Source organism: Leucobacter chinensis (assembly GCF_019049105.1).
GTDB classification, from domain to species: Bacteria; Actinomycetota; Actinomycetes; order Actinomycetales; family Microbacteriaceae; genus Leucobacter_A; species Leucobacter_A chinensis.
In genome coordinates, this window is sequence record NZ_JAHQZR010000001.1 from 260,069 (window position 1) to 280,882 (window position 20,814).

Genomic DNA, 20,814 nt, shown 5'->3' on the forward strand with positions numbered 1-20,814 from the left:
GTTGGCTTATCCTTGCAACGGGAGCAGCACTGGGCGGCCCGCGAGAAAGCGAAGCGGGTTGACATACTCGCCTGACACTCGCACCCCGAAGTGAACACAACTGCCGTCACAGTGTCCACCGACGGCTACGCGCCCCAATGGCTGCCCCTCGGTGACGGTATCACCGACCGAGAGATCGGTTGTCGCAGGCTCAAATGTGTAAATGATGTCGCCGTCGACGCGCACGCTCACGGCAGGTTTCTCGGCAACCACACCTGCAAAGTGCACGGTGCCTGAGGCCGGCGCGAGAATAACGGAGCTCTCGGTTGAAACAAAATCAATGCCCCGATGCCCTTTCCCGTACCGACCTTCTGGCTGCTCGTAGAATCGCTCGATCACGGGCATTCGAGAGAAGGGAACGCGCCACGCAGGCCCGTTGTGAGGCTCCCGGTTGGGCTCGATGCTCAAGTGTGAAGGAGGGTCCAGGTGAAAGGCAGGGTCCAGTCGCAGAGCCGGCTCCAAGCGCAAAGCCGGCTCCTGACTCAAGCTCGGCACCATGGTCAGGGAAGCCCTCATGCTCAGGCCGGGTTGCTCCTGCCCACTCCTATGAACCGTGCTTGCCTGCGACGGGAGAGAAGATGCCGCTGGCAGCAGGGCGAGCGTAAGAAAAAGCGTGGCCACGAGCCTGATCGTGTTTCTGAGACGGGAGATAGGGCGTCGAGTGAAGTGGATTAGTAGTAGAGGCATGGTCATGAGTTTCCTCTTCGGGGAAGGGGGAGAAGGTGCTTTACCCATGCCACGCCGGGGCGAACCACGAGAATCTGCTGTGAACGTCGAAAGCGTGAGACGTGGAGCGAAAACGATGGTAAACTTTTCCCAGCACCTCATCTGAGGTGACTTCGCGTGCCCAATCACGCACTCTTCTCCAATGGTCCCGTTCGCGGGTGGAGCAGGGGCAGGGCACCAGGATACAGCCGTGCCTCACACGGTCACGTATGAAACCAGAACGCGCACTCACCTGCGCAGAACAGGAGAACGGCCATGGCCGTCGTAACGATTCGCCAGCTGCTCGACAGCGGCGTGCACTTTGGTCACCAGACCCGTCGCTGGAACCCGAAGATGAAGCGCTTCATCTTCACCGAGCGCTCAGGCATCTACATCATTGACCTTCAGCAGTCACTCACCTACATTGACGCTGCATACGACTTCGTTAAGCAGACCGTCGCTAAGGGCGGCAACGTCCTCTTTGTTGGCACCAAGAAGCAGGCCCAGGAAGCCGTAGCCGAGCAGGCAACGCGCGTGAACCAGCCTTACGTCAACCAGCGCTGGCTCGGTGGCCTGCTCACGAACTTCCAGACCGTTACCGGTCGCCTTGAGCGCATGAAGGAGCTTGAGCAGCTCGACTACGAAGGCGGCACCACCGGCTTCACGAAGAAGGAACTGCTGCTCAAGAAGCGCGAGCTCGAGAAGCTCCAGAAGTCGCTCGGCGGCATTCGCAACATGACCCGCACGCCTTCGGCGCTCTGGGTCATCGACACGAACAAAGAGCACCTCGCGATTGACGAAGCCAAGAAGCTTGGTATTCCCGTCATCGGCATTCTCGACACCAACTGCGATCCCGACGAGGTCACCTACCCGATTCCGGGTAACGACGACGCGATCCGCTCGGTTGCACTGCTCACGCGCATCATTGGTGACGCAGTTGCTGAGGGCCTCATGGAGCGCCACCAGAAGCCGACCGAGGGCGAAGCAGCAGCTGAGCCCCTCGCTGAGTGGGAAGTAGAGCTTCTCCAGGCGAAGGAAGGCGAAGGCGAGAAGGCTGCTGAGCAGCCCGCAGAAGCAGCTGCTGAAGAAGCACCTGCCGCTGAGAAGGCCGAGTAACACACCCTAGATCCCAGTAAATGCTCGATTTCATTGAGCGTTTCGAACGTAAGGAGTCCATATGGCAGCGGTAAGCATGGCTGCAATTAAGGAACTGCGTGAGCGCCTTGGCGCTGGCATGACCGACAGCAAGAACGCTCTCATCGAAGCTGAGGGTGACATCGAAAAGGCGATCGAGATCCTTCGCCTGAAGGGCCTCAAAGGCGTTGCAAAGCGCGAGGGCCGTTCAGCAAGTGAAGGCCTCATCGCTGTAACCGAGGGCGCTGGCGCGGCAACCATGATCGATCTCGCATGCGAGACCGACTTCGTTGCAAAGAACGAGAAGTTCATCGCGCTCGGTGACGTTGTTCTCGAGGCCGTTGCAGCCGCTGGCGCAGCAGACCTCGAAGCAGCTCTCGCGGCTCCTGCTGGCGACAAGACCGTTGCCGACATCATCGTCGACGAGTCAGCGATTCTCGGCGAGAAGATCGAGCTTCGTCGCGTCGCACGCGTTGAGGGCGAAAAGTTCGAGACCTACCTGCACCGCACCTCGAAAGACCTGCCACCGCAGGTTGGCGTTGTTGTTGCCTTCAGCGGCGACGACAACGAGACCGCTCGTGCGATCGCTCAGCACATCTCATTCGCTGACCCACTCTACGTGGGCCGCGACGATGTTCCTGAGGCAGAGGTCGAGAAGGAGCGCTCACTCGTTACTGAGATCGCAAAGAACGAGGGCAAGCCCGAGGCTGCACTCCCGAAGATCATCGAGGGTCGCCTCAATGGCTTCTACAAGAACGTCGCGCTGCTCGAGCAGGATTACGCTCGTGACAACAAGCAGAGCGTGAAGCAGGTTGCTGAAACCGCTGGCATCGCCATCACCGGCTTTGCTCGTTTCAAGGTAGGCGCCTAACACACTCCGAAGAGACCCGAGTCGAGATGACTCGGGTCTCTTCCTATGTCAAGATACATAGAGAACAACCACCGCACACGATAGGGGATGTACAAGCACATGAGCGCAACCGAGGGAAAAAAGCGTCGAGTCCTTCTGAAGCTTTCGGGTGAGGCGTTTGGTGGCGGTAGCCTCGGGGTCAACCCCGATGTCGTCAGTCAGATCGCTCGTGAGATCGCCGCAGCGATGCAGCACTCAGAGGTTGCAATCGTCGTTGGCGGTGGAAACTTCTTCCGCGGTGCTGAGCTCTCAAGCCGCGGTATGGATCGCGCACGCGCCGACTACATGGGCATGCTGGGCACCGTGATGAACGCCCTCGCCCTCCAAGACTTCCTCGAGCAAGCAGGGGTGTCGTCGCGCGTACAGTCAGCGATCACGATGACCCAGGTTGCCGAGACCTACATTCCTCTGCGCGCGATTCGCCACATGGAAAAAGGCCGCGTCGTCATCTTCGGCGCTGGTGCAGGCCTGCCGTACTTCTCGACCGATACGGTTGCCGCGCAGCGTGCGCTCGAGATTCATGCTGATGAGGTGCTCGTCGCGAAAAACGGTGTCGACGGCGTATACAACGATGATCCCCGCACCAACCCCGATGCTGTCAAGCTTGACGAGGTCAGCTACAACGACGCACTCGTGCAGGGACTCAAGGTCGTTGACTCGACCTCGTTCAGCCTGTGCATGGACAACGGGATTCCGATGCGCGTGTTTGGCATGGAGCCTGCTGGCAACGTCACCGCGGCAATTCGTGGCGAAAAACTAGGCACACTCGTACATCCCTAGAAGCTCGCCACGCTACACTGTTTATTTGAACCACACAGCTAAAGGAGCACCCCGTGATTGATGAAGTACTCAGCGATGTCACCGACCGCATGGACAAGGCAGTTGCGGCGGCCAAAGAGAACTTTGCGACGGTTCGTACCGGCCGCGCAAACCCATCGCTGCTTCAGGGCGTCATGGTCGACTACTACGGCACGCCAACCCCGCTGCCGCAGCTCGCTTCGGTTGTGAACCAGGACGCACGCAGCCTGCTCATCACCCCATACGACAAAGGCGCGCTGCGCGATATCGAGCAGGCAATCCGTGACATGCCAAACCTCGGAGCAAACCCGAGCAACGACGGTCAGGTCGTACGCGTCTCGCTTCCCGAACTCACCGCAGAGCGCCGCAAAGAGTACGTGAAGATCGTGAAGGCGAAAGCTGAAGACGGGCGCGTTTCGATCCGCTCGGCACGCCGCAAGGCGAAAGACGACCTTGACGCGCTCAAGAGCGAGATCGGTGAAGACGAGGTTTCGCGCGGCGAAAAAGAGCTCGAGGCCATCACCAAGAAGTTTATTGAGCAGGTCGACGAGGCCCTGACGAATAAAGAAGCAGAGCTGCTGGAAGTTTAACGCCTATGTCAGAGGAGCTTCGCGACGACCTGCGCCACCGCTTGGAAGAGCGGAAAACGCAGTTCGATGAGGCCAGCGCGCGTATCGAAGAGAAGGCGGGGCGAAACCTCTTCTTTGCGATAGGCTCGGGGCTCGTTTTCGGCGCCGTTTTTCTGCTCTCGTTGTTCCTCGCAAAACCAGTGTTTGCGGGTGTCGTCGCGCTGCTCGTGATTGTGGCGCTTATCGAACTCGCAACAGCGTACCGGGGGGCCGGTCGCAGAGTACCGCGCATCGGTGTGGCCATCAGCGGTCTCTTTATTCTCTTTGGTGCATATCAGTATGGCGCCAAAGGGATGCTTGGCGGTTTTGTTGCAGGTCTCATCGTCCTTGGCGTCTGGAGGCTTGTTGAGGGCCTCGTGCCGCAGTGGGAAGTGCCGCCGAAAACCCTTGTGCGCGACGTCTTCTCAGGTCTCTTTACCCTTGCATATGTAGCGCTGCTGGCATCGATTGCTATTCTCATCGTTCACGGTGAATCGGGTGAGTGGTGGGTATTCACACTCGTCGCCGTTGTCGTGTCAGTTGACGTTGGGGCATACGCTGCGGGTGTGACGCTTGGTAAACATAAGATGACTCCCCGCATTAGCCCGAATAAAACCTGGGAGGGCTTTGCCGGGGCCGTTGTCGCTGGTGTTACGGTTGCAATTATCTGTGCGGTGTTTTTGCTTGAGCTGCCCTGGTGGCTCGGGGGGTTGCTCGGGGTGATGCTCGTCATCACAGCAACGATCGGTGACCTGACCGAGTCGCTCATCAAACGCAACCTTGGTGTTAAAGACATGAGTTCGTGGGTTCCGGGTCACGGCGGTTTTCTTGATCGCCTCGACTCCCTGCTGCCCTCGACCGTTCCTGTCTACTTCATCATGGTCATAACGGGGAGTGTGTAAATGGCTGAATCAGCCGAGGCGCAGAAAGGACCTTTTCCTCTGACCGAGGGAAAGGTGAAGGGCTACCGAGTCGGCGAGGTCGACGAGTTTCTCGATCGCATTAAGGCAACCTACGAGGGCGACGCCGCCGCAGGCGAGCAGGTCACAGCCTCAATGATTCGAAGGCGCGGCTTTGAATTTACGAAGAAGGGCTACGACCCAAGGTTCGTTGACGCCGCACTTGACCGACTCGAAGAGGTACTGTTTGACCGTGAGCGACGGGCGTTTCAAACGAAGAACGGCCTCGAGGAGTGGGAGAAGAGCATCGAGTCGCTCGGAAGCGACTTGGCGCTTCGCATGCGCAGGGACCGGGGTGCGAGATTCACGCGGCGCAGTATTTTCTCATCTGGGTACCGTATCTCACAGGTTGACGCTGTCATCGATCAGCTTGCTGATCGCTTGGACCAGGGGCTCGACGTTCGTGTGAACGACGTGCGCACCGTTCGCTTTTACCCGCAACGACGAGGCTACGACGAAGCGCAGGTTGACGCGTTTCTTGATGCCGTCGTCGAGTACCTGTTGTCGCAAAGATAACAATATTGATACTTTTTTAAGAAAAATAGGTAAACTGTCTTCATTGTGTCTGTCTCAGTAAAAACTTCAGCATCATCACCCTTCATGCACCGTCTGCGCTACGGGCTCACGTTTGGCTCGGTTATTGCGCTGTTCGGCATGGTGGCGATTGCGCCACAGCTTTCATGGTCGAGCGAACCTGAGGTATCTGCGCTGTATCAGCCAGGCGAGGTGCCAACGCAAGAGGCCATTGCCGCTGCGAGTGCCGAGGCCGAGCACTATCTTGCGGCCCTCGAAGTTGAGACGCTCCCTGAGCCAGAACCAGAACCGGAGCCGGAGCCCGAAGAAGAAGTCACCGAAGCTCAACAGCCCTCGATTGCGGCTCCGATTCCAACCTACAGCGGGGGCGGATCACCGGAGGCCTGGATGACCGCCGCCGGTATCGCACCCGAAAACTGGGGCTACGTTGACTTCATTGCTTCGCGCGAGAGCGGCTGGAATCCTAACGCTACGAACGCTTCTTCAGGAGCGTGCGGTCTCATCCAGGCATACCCCTGCAGCAAGGTTCCTGGCGGCGGCTACGACCCCGTTGCAAACCTGACTTGGGCCGAGGGCTACGCCGTCGGCCGCTACGGGAGCTGGGAGAGCGCCTACGCTTTCTGGTCATCGAACCACTGGTGGTGATTTAGCGGTGGCGAGAAAAAACCGTCGCCGCCCAGTAACCCCCAAAGGAGACGTTGAGCGTCTCTCGTACGGCGGGGCGAGCAAAGTGGTGAAGCGGGGCAGGGAGTGGTTCGTGCGTGAGGTTCCTGCTCACCGCGCCGAAAAAGAATACCGGTGCCCAGACTGCGGTCAGTCAATTGCCCGTGGTCAGGCGCACGTCGTGGCATGGAGTGCGGAGCACATCTTTGGCGATGGGGCAGCAGTGACCGAACGACGGCACTGGCACGCCCACTGCTGGCGAATCAGTTCATAACTGTCTGCTCGACTAAGATTCCTGCCAGAAACGAAGTAGCCAGACGTCGGTATCGCGCACCCAGAGGGCACTCTGAACGGGCTCGCGCGACGCTGAACCGATGCGCAGCGATTGTGCGACGCCCGGGGCGATGTCGTGTGTCTCGATGTCGCGCTGTGTGCTGAGGCCAGAACCGGTCGTCGCGTGATCGACAAATTCCCGGGCCGTGAGCGCGCGTTCTGCTCCCGAGACGATGGCGTTCATGCTGGGGTGCAGCAGTGCGCGGATCGCGGCGCGGTCGCGGCGCTCGCACGCCACTCGCAGCCGAGCGTCAGCCGAAACGATTGCTGACTGGGTTTCAGCGCCCGGTGAGCTCTGCTGTGGTTCAGCGCTTTCGAAGAGGTCGAAGAGCGAGGGAGGGGCAATGTCTGGGGTCGCGTTCTCTTCTTGATCTCGGGTTTCGGCCGCGTCGTGATCCGCCTCGGTCTTTGACTGGTCCCGCGAGAAGCCGGGGCCGGTGTTCGGAGCTGTGCCGCGCTGAAAAGCGGTTGCGACGTCACGCGCGAGGTCATCGACGCGCTCGTTGAGACGGTGTCCCGCGTGACCCTTTACCCACTCGAAGGTGACCTTGCGGCCGCGCAACGCTTCGTCGAGCTGTTCGAGCAGCTCACGGTTTAAGACAGGCTTGCCGTCAGACTTCTTCCAACCTTTGCGTTTCCACCCGGGCATCCATTTTGTGAGCGAATTGATGACGTACTGGGAATCACAGAGCACGTGCAGCGGTTCATTCGTGGCAGCTGTCTCTGTGAGCAGCGAGAGAACGGCCATGAGCTCGGCCTGGTTATTTGTGGCGTGTTTCCACCCTCCTGCCATCCAGTTCTGCTCATCGATGTACCAGGCCCATCCAGCGGCTCCCGGGTTGCCGAGTGCCGAGCCATCGGCCGCTGCCACGATCGTCATGATTTACTCCATTCGCGCTCACTGTACAAAAGCGATCCATCAGTTATTGTAGGAGTGATTGCAGAAGGTTTCGGGGAGGCGGTTCAACGGGTGTACGGGTGGGGGAGTGGTTATGCCGTCGTAGGCGCGCACACTCGCGCCATTGCTTGCGTCGATGAACCGCTCATGAACGTCGTAGGGCACTAGCGATGCCCGCTTCGAGGCTCGTGCGCCGCCGCCAGGTGCTCCTGCGCACGCTCGCACCACTGCGCAGCTCAGCAGAGAGCGACCGGAGCGTCTTCTGGGCAATCACGGGGCTCAATGCGCTGTGGTTACTCGTTACGGTTCTGTGCGACGTGCTCATGAACTGGCAGGGCATGACCGATAATCCGGCCGAGATTGTGGTTTCGATTGTCTCGGGCGTGTTGGCGGTGGTGTGGATCGCTGCCGCACTCATTCTCAAAGAGCGGTTCCCGAAGTGGGCGGGTGCCCTCGGTTTCTTCTTCGTCATTGGCGCGCTCGTCGCCAACCTCGTCTTCGGTGACACACCGGTTTTCGCGAGTACGGCACTGCATATTTTGCCAGCGATCGTCATGTATCTCGGGTGGTTTTGGCCACCGCGCCACGCTTGGACGATGTTTCTCGGTTCGGTGATGGTTATCGGGGTTGGCGTATGGCTGAGCCCTGCGGTGGGCAAGAGCGCGATATTGACCCCAGCGATTGCGCTGTACACGCTGTGCATTATGGGACTCGCGTTCATTTTGGCTTCGTACCTCAGAACAAACATGAAGCTCGCGGCGCACACCGACTCGCTCACACAAACGCTGAATAGTCGAGGAACCCAGGTGCGGCTGGCGAGCGAGTTTTCACGTGCTGAGAGAAACCAGGAACCGTTGACAGTTGTGCTCATTGATTTGGACGGATTCAAACAGCTTAACGACACCTACGGGCACCCGTATGGTGACAGCATTCTTGCCACGAGCGCTCAGCATTGGCGAGACACAGTGCGCTCGTACGACACGATTGGTCGTGTCGGTGGCGACGAGTTTCTCTTCATCTTTCCACGCACGACGGCGGGCGAGGCCTTGCAGGTGCTCAACCGTCTTCAGATGAATGCGGTGCATTCCTGGTCTTGGGGACTCAGCGAAAAACGCGACGGTGACTCGGTTGAGACGCTCCTTGAACGTGCCGATGCGAGACTCTATGAAAAGAAGCTGTCGAGGCCAAGAAAACCAGACGGCCGGCTGATAACGGGACCCGTCGATATTCCTGAGCAGGGCACGGTAAAACCGCCGAGAAAGCACCGCTTTAGGCTGCCACGCCAAACCTCGTTCTCGATTATGAGCGCGACGCTCGGGTTCTTTGTTCTCGTTCCCGTCACCGTGGGCACGCTCATCAACCCTCCCGAAGTGCACGGTGGGCTCCTCTGGCTCACGCTCTCGGCGTGTGCGCTGTCGCTCGTTTCGATCGTTCTTCCGCTCTGGTTTGGCAACCGGTATCCTGCGAAAGCTTGTTTCTGGACGGCCGCCGTGTTGCTCAGCTTCATGGTTGTCTCGGCGCTTCTCGTTGAGTCAACGACACACGGCATCGCGCTCCTGTATGCGACCTCGCTTGTGGCGCTCTACCTCGGTACTTTTTCAGGGACAAAGGCCTCTCGAGGGCTGCTTATCTCGGGGCTTCTATTGCTCGGTTTGCCGCTTCTGCTCGAGAGCAGTCTCGACGGCAACACTGTCGAGCAACGCCTCATTGCGACTGCTGTCATTTACGGCGCGATCGTGTACTGCATTCTCTTCGAACTCAGCTCGTACCTTTACAGCAGGTCGCGAGCCTTTGTCGAACATGATTCGCTCACCGGCGCGCTCAACCGACACGGCCTCGCTGCGTATGGCTTCAACGAGTTAGCCCGTGCCGAACGAGCCGGATACCCACTCTCGGCCGTTATGCTCGACTGCATTAGCTTTAAACAGGTGAACGACTCAGGGGGCCACTCGGCAGGCAACCGTGTGCTTAAAGCCGTAACCCAACACTTCACGATGAACCTCGGGCCAGAAGACATTTTCGTGCGCCTGGGAGGTGATGAGTTCTTTGTGCTCGTGCCATATTTGAGGGTTGATGAGGCAGAGCAGAAAATTCGCCGCATCTTGCTGACCGGGCCAATTGGCATGCACGTTGGTGTGACTGATTTTCGGCCCGGAGATACCGTTGACACGCTCATTGCGAGAGCCGACGACGTGCTGTTCTCGACGCCCTCATAACACGCGATCCACGGGTAAAATGGAGGGGCCGGGAACGCTTTCGCGGCCCGGCCCCTGATGCACCTGCTTCGCGCTCTTAGCGCTCCTCGGCGTCGCCCTCGTTCGTTTCGACGGGCACTTCAATGCTCGATGAAGCATCGGTGCTCATGCGGGTTGCGTTACCGATAACCTCACCCAGGCTTTCGAAGTAGCGTGCGACCGCGACACGTTCGACCTTGAGCTGGGCCATGCGGTCTTCGGCATCGGCGAGTACCTTCGCAGCGCGGTCAGCAGCTGAATCGTACGTGGTTCGTGCCCGTTGTTCGGCCTCTGCAATGATGCTCGTGGCACGCTGCTGAGCCTGAAGCTCGATGTCTTGCGCCACCTTGGTGGTGCGAAGTCTCGTGGCTTCGAGCTCGTCGCGCTGTGAGGCAAGCAACACCGTTAGCGAGTTGAGCTGCTCACGCGCCTCGGCGAGCTCGTGTTCAGCTGCCTGTGTGGCCTCATCGTAACGCTCCTTGAGCTGTTGCTCAGTTTCAGCGATCTTCTGCGTGACCGCGGCGCCGTTCGTGCGGTGAAGGGCCTCGATCTCTTCGCGCACGGTTCGTTCGTAGGCTTCAAACTCCTGGCGCTCGTGGGCGAGCGCCTCTTGCTGCGATGTGCGGGCAGCCTCAAGTTCAGCTTCGGTTTGTGCTGTAAGCAGAGCGGCCTGTTCGACTGCGGCACGCACGATCTCGTCATGCTCGAATGTGCGCTGCTGTTTGGCTTGCTCGTTTTCTCTCGTGATCTCTGCGCGGTGCGCTTCGAGTTCACTCGCGATCACACGCTCGTGCTCGGTGCGCTTGAGCGTGAGTTCGGCGTCGAGATCAGAGATGAGGCGGTCTCGTTCTTCAGCCTGCGCCGCCTCGTCGATCGCGCGCTTTGCCGCGTGCTCGTCTCGATCCTGCTGCAACTCGGCAGCGAGTTGGTCGCGTTCATCTTGGAGACGTTGTTGGTGGGTGCGCAGTTCGAGCGCAAGCTGTGTCTGCTGGGCAACACGCTCGTCTTCAAGCGTCGTCGCGAGCTCAGCGGTTTCGCGTTCGACACGCGCCTCGTGTGAAGCAAGCTCGGTGGCGATACGGGTTTCGTGTTCGCTGCGCTCGCGCTCAACAGAGGCGGTATGGGCAGCGAGTTCAGAGGCAATCCTGGCATTGTGAGCAGAGAGTTCTGACTGCAGCATCGCTTCGTGCTCGGCGCGACCAAGTTCGATGGCCTCGTCATATTGAGCTCGCTCAGAAGCGAGGCGGCGTTCGTGAGCCTCGCGCTCTGCGGTAATGCGGTTGTCATGCTCGGTCTGGCTCGTCGTGAGCGAGAGCTCGTGGGCTTCGCGCTCGTTAGCAATCGAGGTCGCGTGCTCGGTTCGCTCGGTGCGAAGAGCGAGGTCATGCGCCTCTTGTTCGGTAGCGATGCGTTCTTCGTGCGCAGCCCGTTCAGAAGCGATGCTCTGCTCGTGCTCGGCACGCTCGGTGGTGAGCGCCTCGTCGTGGGCGGCTCGTTCTTCGGCGAGCGATGCATCATGCGTCTCACGTTCGGCGAGCAGGGTCGCTTCGTGGGCCTCCCGCTCTGACTTGATCGCAGCGTCGTGAGCCTCACGCTCAGACGCGATTGTTGACTCGTGAGCCTCTCGTTCGGCAGCGATGGCTCGTTCGTGGGTTTCACGCTCACGAACGAGACGAGCTTCGTGGCGCTCGTACTCGGTGATAATGCGTGTGTCGTGATCTTCACGCTCGGTTGCGAGAGCGCGGTCGTGCACCTCGCGCTCGCTCGTGAGCGCGGTATTATGTGCTTCTCGTTCTGCGGCAATGGCGTTTTCGTGTGCGTTGCGTTCACTCTCGAGGGCCTCGTCGTGGTGCGCGCGTTCACGTTCAAGGGTGGCGGCGTGTTTCTCGAGAGCTGAAGCAATTTCGGCTCGGTGCTCATCTCGTTCGCTCGTGAGCTGAGCCGTGTGTGCGGCGAGCTCGCGGGCAAGCTTTTCACGCTGGAGCTCGGCCTCATCAAGGAGCGCCTGATCGTGCTCTTCGCGGCTGAGGAAGAGACGTTCTTCATGCTGGTCTTGAATGTGCTTGCGCGTGAGCGTGGCCTGTTGGGCGAGGGCTTCGAGCTGTTGCTCGTGTGCAGCACGTTCAACTTCGACTGCCCGCGTTGCGTTCGCTTGCAGTGCGACGAGCTTAAGTTCCTGTGCCTCGGCCTCGGCCGCGAGGTGCTGCTCGTGCTCTGCTCGCTCCTGTTGGAGGGCGGCGGCGTGCTGTTCTCGTTCGCTCTTGATGCGTTCGCGCAGCGAGTCGGCCTCGGCATTAAAAGCGAGAGTGCGTGCCTCGTGCGACGATTCGAGCGCGTGTGTGCGCTCAGCGTGTTCCTGCTCAAGGGCAGCCTTTTGGTCGGCCTGCTCTCGAGCGAAAGTTGCACGGGCGGTTGCGATTTCTTCGCGCAGCTCAGCTTTCTCACGGTCAAATGCGCGCTGCTGCTCGTCGCGGTCTTGCTCGAAGCTCGCGCGGGCGCTGCTCGTCTCTGAGTGCAGAGCAGCCGCTTCTTCGCGAGCCGCCGTGAGGAGCTGCTTTGCTTCGTTGTGCGCTTTCGCTATCAGCGCCTGTGTCTCCCGATCGGTTCGCTCATTCAGGAGTCGTGCTTCAGACTGCGCAGAGTTCAATAGGTTCGCTGCCCGCGCCTCGGCCTCTTCGACGAGGGTGTCGTAGCGTTCCTGGAGTTCCTTTCGTTGCTCATCGGCCTGCTGCTGCACCGAGGCGAGGAGCTCGTCTGACTGTGCCTGTGCGCCACTCACGAGCTCATCAGCGGTCTTCTGGGCCTGCTGCAGGAGGCGCTGTGACTCAGCTTCAGATTGTGAACGCAAACGCTCAGCATCGAGTTCTGACTCGGCGATGAGTCGTGTGGCATGGTCTTCTGCCAGCTGTAGGCTCTTTTCGACGCGCAGGCCAAGCCCGCTGTAGCCGGTTGCCCCGAGCTCTTCGACCTGCTCCTGCAGCTCGGCGATGAGCGACACTTGCTCTTCGTTTGTTGCTCCCAGCGATTCATGCGCTTCACGAAGCTGCTGCACATGCGAGGTGAGCTCAGCGATGTTGGCTTCGAGTGAAGCGACCGCCTGATCGACCTCCTGCCGGCGGTACCCGCGAACAGCAGTGGTGAAGTTGTGGGGCGTTGCGGTCAATCTTTTATCCTCTGTTTGATCGGCGGTGGCCGCTCAGGCGACCGCGCACAGGAGGCTCAGAAGAGCCTGTAGCGAATATGTCACGTTCAGACAAGAATAAAGGATACCGCCTAGAATAGTGTGCATTATGGCGCCTCGCGCTCTGACATACACTTCTCTTTAACGTTATGGCGCAAAACGGAACAGGAGCCGCGTGCGATATTTCTTTGCGATTCTCTCTTTGCTCACTGCCTCGGTGCTACTCGTGCTGGGTATTGGGCAACGAACGTTCTTGGCGCCTGAAACGAGCGTGAAGCACGAGATCACCGAGATCACTGACGATTCTGAGTACGTCGTGATTCCGGCAGAAATCTTTGAGCTCGAAGAAGGCAACCCATCGGTTGTCGTCTCGGGCGAGAATGTCTTTCTTGCTCTTGCTGAACAGCGTGATATCGATGGCTGGCTTGCTGAGAGTAATTATTCAACCGCCCAGCAGGTAACCGATCGCCGTGAAATTACCTCGAAGCACACCAAAGCGCAAACAGATGCGGCTGAGCAGGAGGGTGAGAGCGAAGACGAGGCTGATGCCGAATCTGAGAGCGTCGCACACCCACAAGGAAGCGATCTGTGGCTTAACGAATACGACGGTGAGACAAGTCTCAAGGTCGCCGTGTCTCCTGAAAAAAGTCAAGCACTGCTCGTTACGGCCGGTGATAAGCCTTCGGCACCCACCGAAGTTTACGTCATCTGGGCTCAGGAACGGGGTACCCCGCTTGCCGGCCCACTGCTCGTGACCGGTGGCCTTTTCGCTGCGCTTGGCATCATCTTGTATCTGTTCGCCGTTGATCATGATCGCCGTGGTCTTGGGCCACGACGCGGAAGAAGAGGGCCGTTCTTGGGCCTACGAAACCGTCGCGTACGCCGTTCGAAGGGTGCAGCTCCCGGTAGCTCATCTTCTTCTCGACGCGGATCACGCCTCGGTTTTGCCGTGGCCGGCGTTTTGAGCGTTGGTGTCGCGGTCTCGGGCTGTTCGGCATCGTACTGGCCACAGCCAGCCCAGCCCGAGCCCGTCACGAGCGAGCCCACGGTCGATGAAAATCTCGCGGTCGTTCCGGTCACCGACCAGCAGATCGATCGCATTCTTGACCGTGTCGTATCGGTCGCGAATGAGGGCGATGCTGAGCTTGATGCTTCGGTTATCGAATCACGATTTGCCGGAGCAGCGCTTGCCGAGCGAACCGCAAACTACAAGGTTCGTGCGGCTAATGACGCTACAGCTCCGTTGCCATTTCTCACGACGGAACGTCTTCGCTACGACCTGATTCAGAGCACTGAGAAGTGGCCGCGTACGCTCTTCCTGACCGTCGAATCGAGCGACTCGATCATCGACACCGAGGCAGAGGAACAGCAGGAAAAAGAGACTGACGATGCTGCTCCTGAAGAGAGCGAAGCGACCGATGACGAGACGGTTGACCCGGTCGAGCCGGCTGAAGACCAGAGCCCGACTGTCGTTTTGCTCCTGCGTCAAGACAGCCCGCGTGACAACTACAAGGTGCTTAGCACGATCTCACTTCGTGGTGGCATAGAGATGCCAGCCGCTGCTCCACTTGACGAGGGAACCGCGGTGTTATCGAACGACATCAAGACGCTGCGCCTATCGCCGCAAGAAACTGCCGAGACCTTCGCGAGTATTTTGCAGCAGGGCTCCGACAAAGTTGAAGCCTCAGAGCTCTTTTCGCTTGAAAACGAAGCGTTGCTCGAGAAGTTCGGAGCAAACTGGCCTACCCAAAACTGTATCGAGGGCCTCAAATGCTCTGAGAGTGTGACCGCGGTCGATGAGCCGGTTGCGACACTCTCGACGGGCCAGGGTGGTGCGCTCATCGTTGCGACCCTCCGTGAAGATCACGTGATGGAAATCGAGAGTGAGCGAGACCTCGTGAAGCTCTCAGACGTTGAGAAAGCCCTCGGTCTCGACGGAGCGTACTCGAAGGTGACTCGGCAGTGGCAGCACAGCGTGCTTTTTTACGTGCCAACTGCAGACTCGAAAGACAGTATTCAGATTCTCGGTTCGTCGACCCAGGTGATCGGCGCGACCGGAACGAAGAAGGAAATTGATTAACGATGGCACAGTTTAGCGGTGGCGCAGTAGATCTCAGCGGTATTGTAAACCGCGCGCAACAGCAGGCTTCGGGTGCGGGCGCTGCTCACCCGGGTGCTCAGCACCCCGGTGCCGGAGCGGCACAACCCGGTGGGCAAGCGCCTGTGGTTGATGTTCCGTCAATCGTCATGCAGATTACCGACGATACCTTTGAACAGCTCATGCAGCTCTCGCAAGTTGTACCAGTGGTCGTAACGCTTGGCGCTCCGAATTGTGAGCCGTGCGATGAACTCGAACCCCACCTCGTCTCGGTAACGCGCGAGCTGGAGGGACGTGTGCTGCTGGCCACGGTCGACGCAGAAGCAAACCCTGGTCTGCAGCAAGCCTTCCAAGTGCAGCAACTGCCAACGGTGGTTGCCGTGATCGCGGGACAGGCCATTCCGATGTTTCAAGGGGTGCAACCCGCTGAGCAAATTCGTGAGGTGTACGCTCAGTTGCTCACGGTTGCGGCGCAACAGGGGGTAACTGGCCGGGTAAACGCTCCCGACTTGAACGCCGGGGCTGAAGAGACAGCGCCCGAACCCGCCGTGAACCCCGAGCACGAACCGGCACTCGAAGCGATTGAGCGTGGCGACTATCCTGCGGCAATCGAGGCCTACGAGAAGGTGCTCACGCGGGCCCCACGCGATGAAGAAGCGAAGGCCGCGCTTGCGCAGGTGCGCCTGCTCGACCGCTTGACCGGGGTTGATGCCGGTCAGGTGCGTGATGAGGCCGCCGCAAATCCGACTGACATTGATGCGCAGATGCTCGTCGCTGACCTTGACCTCTCTGGTGGGCACCTTGAAGACGCATTCCTGCGACTGCTTGAGCTCTTCCCGGCGGCAACTCCCGAAGATCGCAACCGAATTCGTGAGCGCCTTCTTGAACTCTTTGAGGTCGCGGGCCAGGCTGATCCGCGTGTTACCGCTGCGAGGGCAAGGCTCACAAACCTGCTCTTTTCGTGATGCCAAGAAGCTACCTCGACCACGCCGCAACCTCACCGATGCCCGCATCGGTGCGAGAGGCGTACAGTGAAGCACTCGCGATCGTGGGCAACCCCGCATCGGTTCATGCCCACGGACAAGACAGCGGGGTGTACCTCGAAGATGCTCGGCGAAGGGTGGCTGAGGCGCTCGGCGCTGAACCGGTCGAGGTGACCTTCACCTCGGGAGGAACCGAGTCGATCAACATCGCTCTCAAAGGCATGCTGTGGCACGCCACCGCGGGCAACCCCGATCGCAATGTCATCATGCTGCCGCGCACCGAGCATCACGCGACGCTCGACGCCGCGATGTGGGCCGAGGCGCGACAAGGGGCAGAGCTCTTCTGGCTGCCGGTTACCGCAGAGGGTGTCGTGACGCCTGAGGCACTCGAAGCAGCCATCACCGAGGTTGGCGCGCACCGCGTTGCTCTTGTGACCGTGCTGCTCGCCAATAACGAGGTAGGCAGTATTGCCGATGTGCGGGGGCTCTGCGCGGTCGCGAAGCGTGCGGGAGTGTCGGTGCACATTGACGCCGTTGCGGCGCTCGGTCAGGTGCCGTTGCACTTCGACGATTGGGGCGCCCAGCTCATGAGCGTCTCGGCGCATAAGATCGGTGGCCCGGTTGGCGTTGGCGCGCTCGCGATTGCTCGCGACGCCAAGCCCGAGGCCTTGCTGCACGGCGGATCGCAACAGCGGGGTCGCTCTGGCACCCAAGACGTCGCCGGTGCGGTTGCTTTTGCCGCGGCTCTTGACTACCTCGGTCCCGTCGAAGCGTACGCCGAGCGACTCGCCGAGAAGCGTGACCGGCTCATCGCCAGGGTCACAGAGGCCGTTCCAGAAGCGGTTTTGCGTGGATCGAACCCGGCGGGGCCAGGTCGCCTTCCCGGCAACGCCCACTTCACCTTTAGCGGGTGCCAGGGTGACTCACTCCTGTTTCTGCTCGATACCCAGGGTATTTCGGTCTCGGTGGGCTCTGCGTGCCAGGCCGGGGTGCAAGAAACCTCGCACGTGTTGCTCGCCATGGGGCTGCCCGAGCATGAAGCGATCGGTTCGCTGCGCATCACCATTTCAGGCGACACCACAGACGAAGAGCTCGACGCGTTCGTGCAGGCGCTACCCGCCGCATACGAACATGCGCGCAACGCGGGGCTTGTCTAACACGACACTCGATGCGGCAAATCGTGCCGCGTAGGATGGAAGAATGAAAGTTTTAGCAGCGATGAGCGGCGGGGTCGACTCGGCCGTTGCAGCCGCACGAGCAGTCGAAGCGGGGCACGAAGTTGTTGGGGTACACCTGGCGCTTTCACGCATGCCAGGAACGCTTCGTACGGGAGCGCGCGGCTGCTGCACCATTGAAGATTCGATGGACGCGAGGCGTGTTGCCAGCCAGCTCGACATTCCCTTTTATGTGTGGGATTTCAGCGAGCGCTTTCACGATGATGTCGTGCAAGACTTTGTCGACGAGTATGAAGCCGGTCGAACGCCAAACCCCTGCATGCGCTGTAACGAGAAGATTAAGTTTCAGGCGCTGCTCGACAAAGCCATCGCTCTTGGTTTTGACTCGGTCGCGACCGGCCACTACGCAAACGTTGTCGAGGGGCCGCACGGTATCGAGTTACACCGAGCGAGTGCATGGGCAAAAGACCAGTCGTACGTTCTCGGCGTTCTGCGCGAAGACCAGTTGCGCCACTGCTACTTTCCCCTCGGCGATACGCCCTCAAAAGACCTCGTGCGTGCCGAGGCGGCCGAGCGAGGTATCGAGATTGCACAGAAGCCTGACAGCCACGACATCTGCTTTATTCCCGACGGCGACACCCGTGGCTGGCTGAGCGATAAGCTCGACCGCGAGCCCGGCGAGATCGTTGACGAGTCTGGCGCGGTGCTCGGCACCCACGATGGCGCGCGCGGCTACACGATTGGTCAGCGAAAGGGGCTTGCAATCGGCCACCCGGCCCCCGACGGAAAACCGCGTTTCGTGCTCTCGATTCGCCCGGTCTCAAACCAGGTGGTTGTCGGATCGCGCGAGCAACTCGCGGTCGAGCAGATCGCCGGCGGCCGCTTCTCGTGGGCTGGTGAGCCCGGCATTGATCTCGCAGAACCCTTTGCCTGCGAGGTGCAGATTCGTGCCCACGCCGACCCCGTTCCTGCGACCGCGAGGCTCGCCCCGGTCACCGAGCGCACCGAACTCACGAGAAAAGACGCGACCCACGAGGTTATTGTCGACGTTGATGAGCCACTGCTCGGGGTCGCTCCCGGCCAAACCGCGGTGCTGTACATCGGTACCCGAGTGCTCGGCCAGTTCACGATCGACCGCTCCCGCTCAGTTGCAAACCCCTCGGGAGAGGGCGAGGCAGCACACGATGATTCGCAAGCTGAGACACTGATGAAAGAGACCCATGGAGCCGCGTAGCGATGTACCGGGCTTTGCCGAGGCGCGTGCCGAGGCAGAGGGGCTTGCTGAGCAGATCGAACGGTACCGTGCGAGCTACTACGACGGGGTAAGTGAGGTCTCAGACGCCGAGTTTGACGTTCTGTTTCGCAGGCTCGAGCAGCTTGAGCAGGCATACCCCGAGCTGAGCGGGCAGGACAGCCCGACGAAGCGGGTCGGTGCACCGACGAACTCCGCGGGCTTTCCGCCGCACGAGCATGCCGAACGGATGCTCAGTCTCGATAACGTCTTTTCAAACGATGAGCTTCGCGAGTGGTGCGAGAAGACCACGGCGCAGGCAGGACCCGTCGAGTGGCTTACCGAGCTCAAGATTGACGGGCTCGCGATCAGCCTTGCCTACCGAAACGGAGTGCTTGAATCGGCTGCAACGCGCGGCGACGGCCGCGTGGGAGAGAATATCACCGAGAATATCGAGTGGGTGGGCGCGATTCCGCGACGCCTCCAGGGAGAATCGGTTCCCGAGTTTGTTGAGGTTCGAGGCGAGATTTTCCTGAGCCGCGAGAACTTTCTTGCGCTGAACGAACAGCAACACGAGTTTCAGGAGGCCTTCGAGCGAGACCAGCTCGCGCGAGGCAAGAAGCCCGAAGAGATTCCCACACGGTTTCCCGAGTTTGCCAACGCGCGCAACACGGCTGCGGGCACGATCCGCCAAAAAGCCGAAAAGCGCAGCGAGGCTGAGCGTGAGATCATGCGAGCAAGGCTCGGCAGACTCTCGCTCTTTGTGCACGGTATCGGTGCTTGGGAGGGCGCCCCGGTCGCGACCCAGTCGGCAGTGTACGACCTCTGTGAGGCGTGGGGGCTGCCAGTTTCGCCATTCTCGCGCGTGCTCACGAGCGTCTCAGAGGTCATCGAATTCGTTGACTACTACGGTGAGCACCGGCAGGAGGCTCCACACGACATCGATGGCGCGGTAGTCAAGGTCAACGACTTCTCGGTGCAGCGCGAACTCGGCATGACGAGTAGGGCGCCACGCTGGGCGACCGCGGTGAAGTACCCGCCTGAAGAGGTGCACACGAAGCTTGAGGCCATCAAAGTGGGGGTCGGGCGAACCGGGCGAGCAACCCCGTACGCCGTCATGACGCCCGTGAAGGTCGCTGGCTCGACAGTGTCTCAGGCAACGCTGCATAACCAGGAGGTTGTGAAGGCAAAGGGTGTGCTCATCGGTGACACGGTGGTGCTGCGCAAGGCCGGTGACGTCATTCCCGAGATTCTCGGGGCCGTGGTCGAACTGCGCGATGGCAGCGAAACGGTCTGGCACATGCCGGAGTGCTGCCCAGAATGTGGCACGCCGTTGCGCGCGATGAAAGAGGGCGACATCGACCTTCGCTGCCCTAATGCCCAGGCATGTCCCGCGCAGGTGCAGGGAAGAGTTGAGCACATTGGCTCTCGCGGTGCACTTGACGTCGAAGAGCTTGGCGAGATTACCGCGGCAGCACTCACGAGGCCCGAGTCGCCTGAAACGCCACTGCTCGTGACCGAGGCAGGCCTTTTCGCACTCAATATTGACGATCTCGTGCCGATTGAGGTGCTCGTCAAAGACACCGAGACGGGCGAGGTGAAGCGTGACCCCGAGACTGGCGACCCGGTTCGCAGGGCGCCGTTTCAAAAGGTGACGCTGACGTATCCGCCTGGGGCCGAGGGGCTCACCGCAGCCGAACGGCGTGCGCAGGGCGTTCGCAAAGACTTTCGTCAGGTAGAGCCCTCGAAAACCGCGGTTCGTCTGCTGGAAGAACTCGAAGCGGCGAAAACGAAGCCGCTCTGGCGCTTGTTGGTCTCGCTCAACATCAGGCACGTGGGGCCCGTTGCGGCTCGGTCACTCGCTGACTGGTTTGGGTCGCTCACAGCGATTCGCGCGGCAACGACCGACGAACTCGCCGAGGCGCCCGGCGTCGGCTCAATCATCGCCGAGTCACTGCTCGCATGGTTCGAGGTCGACTGGCACCTCGAGATCGTTGATGCTTGGACAGCAGCTGGAGTGCTCTGGGAGACTCCGGGGCACCCGGGACCTGGCGCGGCCGAAGACGCTGGCGGCGTGCTGTCTGGTCTCACGGTTGTCGCGACGGGAAGCATTGAGGGCTTCACCCGTGACGGTGCGAAGGAGGCGATTGTCTCAGCAGGTGGCAAGGCCGCCGGTTCTGTCTCGAAGAAGACTGACTTCGTCGTGGCCGGTGAGGGGGCGGGGTCGAAGCTCACGAAGGCCGAAGAGCTCGGCATTCGGGTACTCGACGCGGCACAGTTTGTGACGCTTCTCAAACATGGGCCCGAGGGGCTTGACCGTTAACGCTGTCC

17 protein-coding genes are annotated in these 20,814 nt (G+C 60.2%); 14 read left to right on the forward strand and 3 right to left on the reverse strand.

Annotation, left to right across the window (positions count from 1 at the left end):
* Positions 1–6: 6 nt before the first annotated feature.
* Positions 7–447, reverse strand: a complete 441-nt coding sequence (locus KTJ78_RS01225; protein ID WP_217131918.1) for a M23 family metallopeptidase — start codon at positions 445–447, stop codon at positions 7–9.
* A 573-nt stretch (positions 448–1,020) separates the two neighbouring features.
* Between KTJ78_RS01225 and rpsB the strand changes: the two genes are divergently transcribed.
* From rpsB to KTJ78_RS14075, 8 genes are all read left to right on the forward strand, one after another.
* Complete coding sequence (rpsB, locus tag KTJ78_RS01230; protein ID WP_217131920.1) at positions 1,021–1,860, forward strand: 30S ribosomal protein S2; 840 nt, start codon at positions 1,021–1,023, stop codon at positions 1,858–1,860.
* A gap of 61 nt (positions 1,861–1,921) precedes the next feature.
* Positions 1,922–2,749 (forward strand): translation elongation factor Ts, encoded by an 828-nt coding sequence (tsf, locus tag KTJ78_RS01235; protein WP_217131922.1) that lies wholly within the window; start codon positions 1,922–1,924, stop codon positions 2,747–2,749.
* A 99-nt stretch (positions 2,750–2,848) separates the two neighbouring features.
* Positions 2,849–3,568: a UMP kinase gene (gene pyrH / locus KTJ78_RS01240; protein ID WP_217131924.1), complete on the forward strand. Its 720-nt coding sequence runs from the start codon at positions 2,849–2,851 to the stop codon at positions 3,566–3,568.
* Between the two features lie 53 nt (positions 3,569–3,621).
* Entirely contained in the window at positions 3,622–4,176 is a 555-nt protein-coding gene (gene frr, locus KTJ78_RS01245) for a ribosome recycling factor (RefSeq protein WP_217131926.1), read from the forward strand.
* Positions 4,177–4,181: 5 nt separating this feature from the next.
* The gene (locus KTJ78_RS01250) at positions 4,182–5,096 is read left to right on the forward strand and encodes a phosphatidate cytidylyltransferase (protein WP_217131927.1); all 915 of its coding nucleotides are present in this window, start codon (positions 4,182–4,184) and stop codon (positions 5,094–5,096) included.
* On the forward strand, positions 5,097–5,669 hold the full coding sequence (locus KTJ78_RS01255; RefSeq protein WP_217131928.1) for a DivIVA domain-containing protein: 573 nt from the start codon (positions 5,097–5,099) through the stop codon (positions 5,667–5,669).
* 45 nt (positions 5,670–5,714) lie between these two features.
* Positions 5,715–6,332 (forward strand): aggregation-promoting factor C-terminal-like domain-containing protein, encoded by a 618-nt coding sequence (locus KTJ78_RS01260; protein ID WP_369807920.1) that lies wholly within the window; start codon positions 5,715–5,717, stop codon positions 6,330–6,332.
* An 88-nt stretch (positions 6,333–6,420) separates the two neighbouring features.
* Positions 6,421–6,624 (forward strand): Rv1322 family protein, encoded by a 204-nt coding sequence (locus tag KTJ78_RS14075; protein ID WP_501993651.1) that lies wholly within the window; start codon positions 6,421–6,423, stop codon positions 6,622–6,624.
* Between the two features lie 12 nt (positions 6,625–6,636).
* Here the strand turns inward: KTJ78_RS14075 and KTJ78_RS01265 are convergent, their stop codons facing one another.
* The gene (locus KTJ78_RS01265) at positions 6,637–7,563 is read right to left on the reverse strand and encodes a ribonuclease H family protein (RefSeq protein WP_217131929.1); all 927 of its coding nucleotides are present in this window, start codon (positions 7,561–7,563) and stop codon (positions 6,637–6,639) included.
* A gap of 188 nt (positions 7,564–7,751) precedes the next feature.
* Here KTJ78_RS01265 and KTJ78_RS01270 point away from each other — a divergent pair, with 188 nt between their 5' ends.
* Positions 7,752–9,797, forward strand: a complete 2,046-nt coding sequence (locus KTJ78_RS01270) for a GGDEF domain-containing protein (RefSeq protein WP_217131930.1) — start codon at positions 7,752–7,754, stop codon at positions 9,795–9,797.
* A gap of 76 nt (positions 9,798–9,873) precedes the next feature.
* Here the strand turns inward: KTJ78_RS01270 and KTJ78_RS01275 are convergent, their stop codons facing one another.
* Positions 9,874–12,978, reverse strand: coding sequence for a coiled-coil domain-containing protein (locus tag KTJ78_RS01275; RefSeq protein ID WP_217131931.1), 3,105 nt, complete (start codon positions 12,976–12,978; stop codon positions 9,874–9,876).
* 193 nt (positions 12,979–13,171) lie between these two features.
* On the opposite strand from KTJ78_RS01275, the gene KTJ78_RS01280 reads away from it, so the two are divergent.
* The 5 genes from KTJ78_RS01280 to ligA are packed head-to-tail and all read left to right on the forward strand — an operon-like array spanning position 13,172 to position 20,806.
* A complete protein-coding gene (locus KTJ78_RS01280; RefSeq protein WP_217131932.1) occupies positions 13,172–15,076 on the forward strand; it encodes a DUF8094 domain-containing protein in 1,905 nt (634 codons plus the stop codon).
* Between the two features lie 2 nt (positions 15,077–15,078).
* Entirely contained in the window at positions 15,079–16,059 is a 981-nt protein-coding gene (locus KTJ78_RS01285) for a tetratricopeptide repeat protein (RefSeq protein WP_217131935.1), read from the forward strand.
* Entirely contained in the window at positions 16,059–17,234 is a 1,176-nt protein-coding gene (locus KTJ78_RS01290; RefSeq protein ID WP_217132155.1) for a cysteine desulfurase family protein, read from the forward strand. The genes KTJ78_RS01285 and KTJ78_RS01290 overlap by 1 nt, the downstream gene beginning before the upstream one ends.
* A 43-nt stretch (positions 17,235–17,277) precedes the next feature.
* Positions 17,278–18,486, forward strand: a complete 1,209-nt coding sequence (gene mnmA, locus KTJ78_RS01295; RefSeq protein WP_217131937.1) for a tRNA 2-thiouridine(34) synthase MnmA — start codon at positions 17,278–17,280, stop codon at positions 18,484–18,486.
* Positions 18,473–20,806 (forward strand): NAD-dependent DNA ligase LigA, encoded by a 2,334-nt coding sequence (ligA, locus tag KTJ78_RS01300; protein WP_217131939.1) that lies wholly within the window; start codon positions 18,473–18,475, stop codon positions 20,804–20,806. The genes mnmA and ligA overlap by 14 nt, the downstream gene beginning before the upstream one ends.
* Positions 20,807–20,814: the final 8 nt, after the last annotated feature.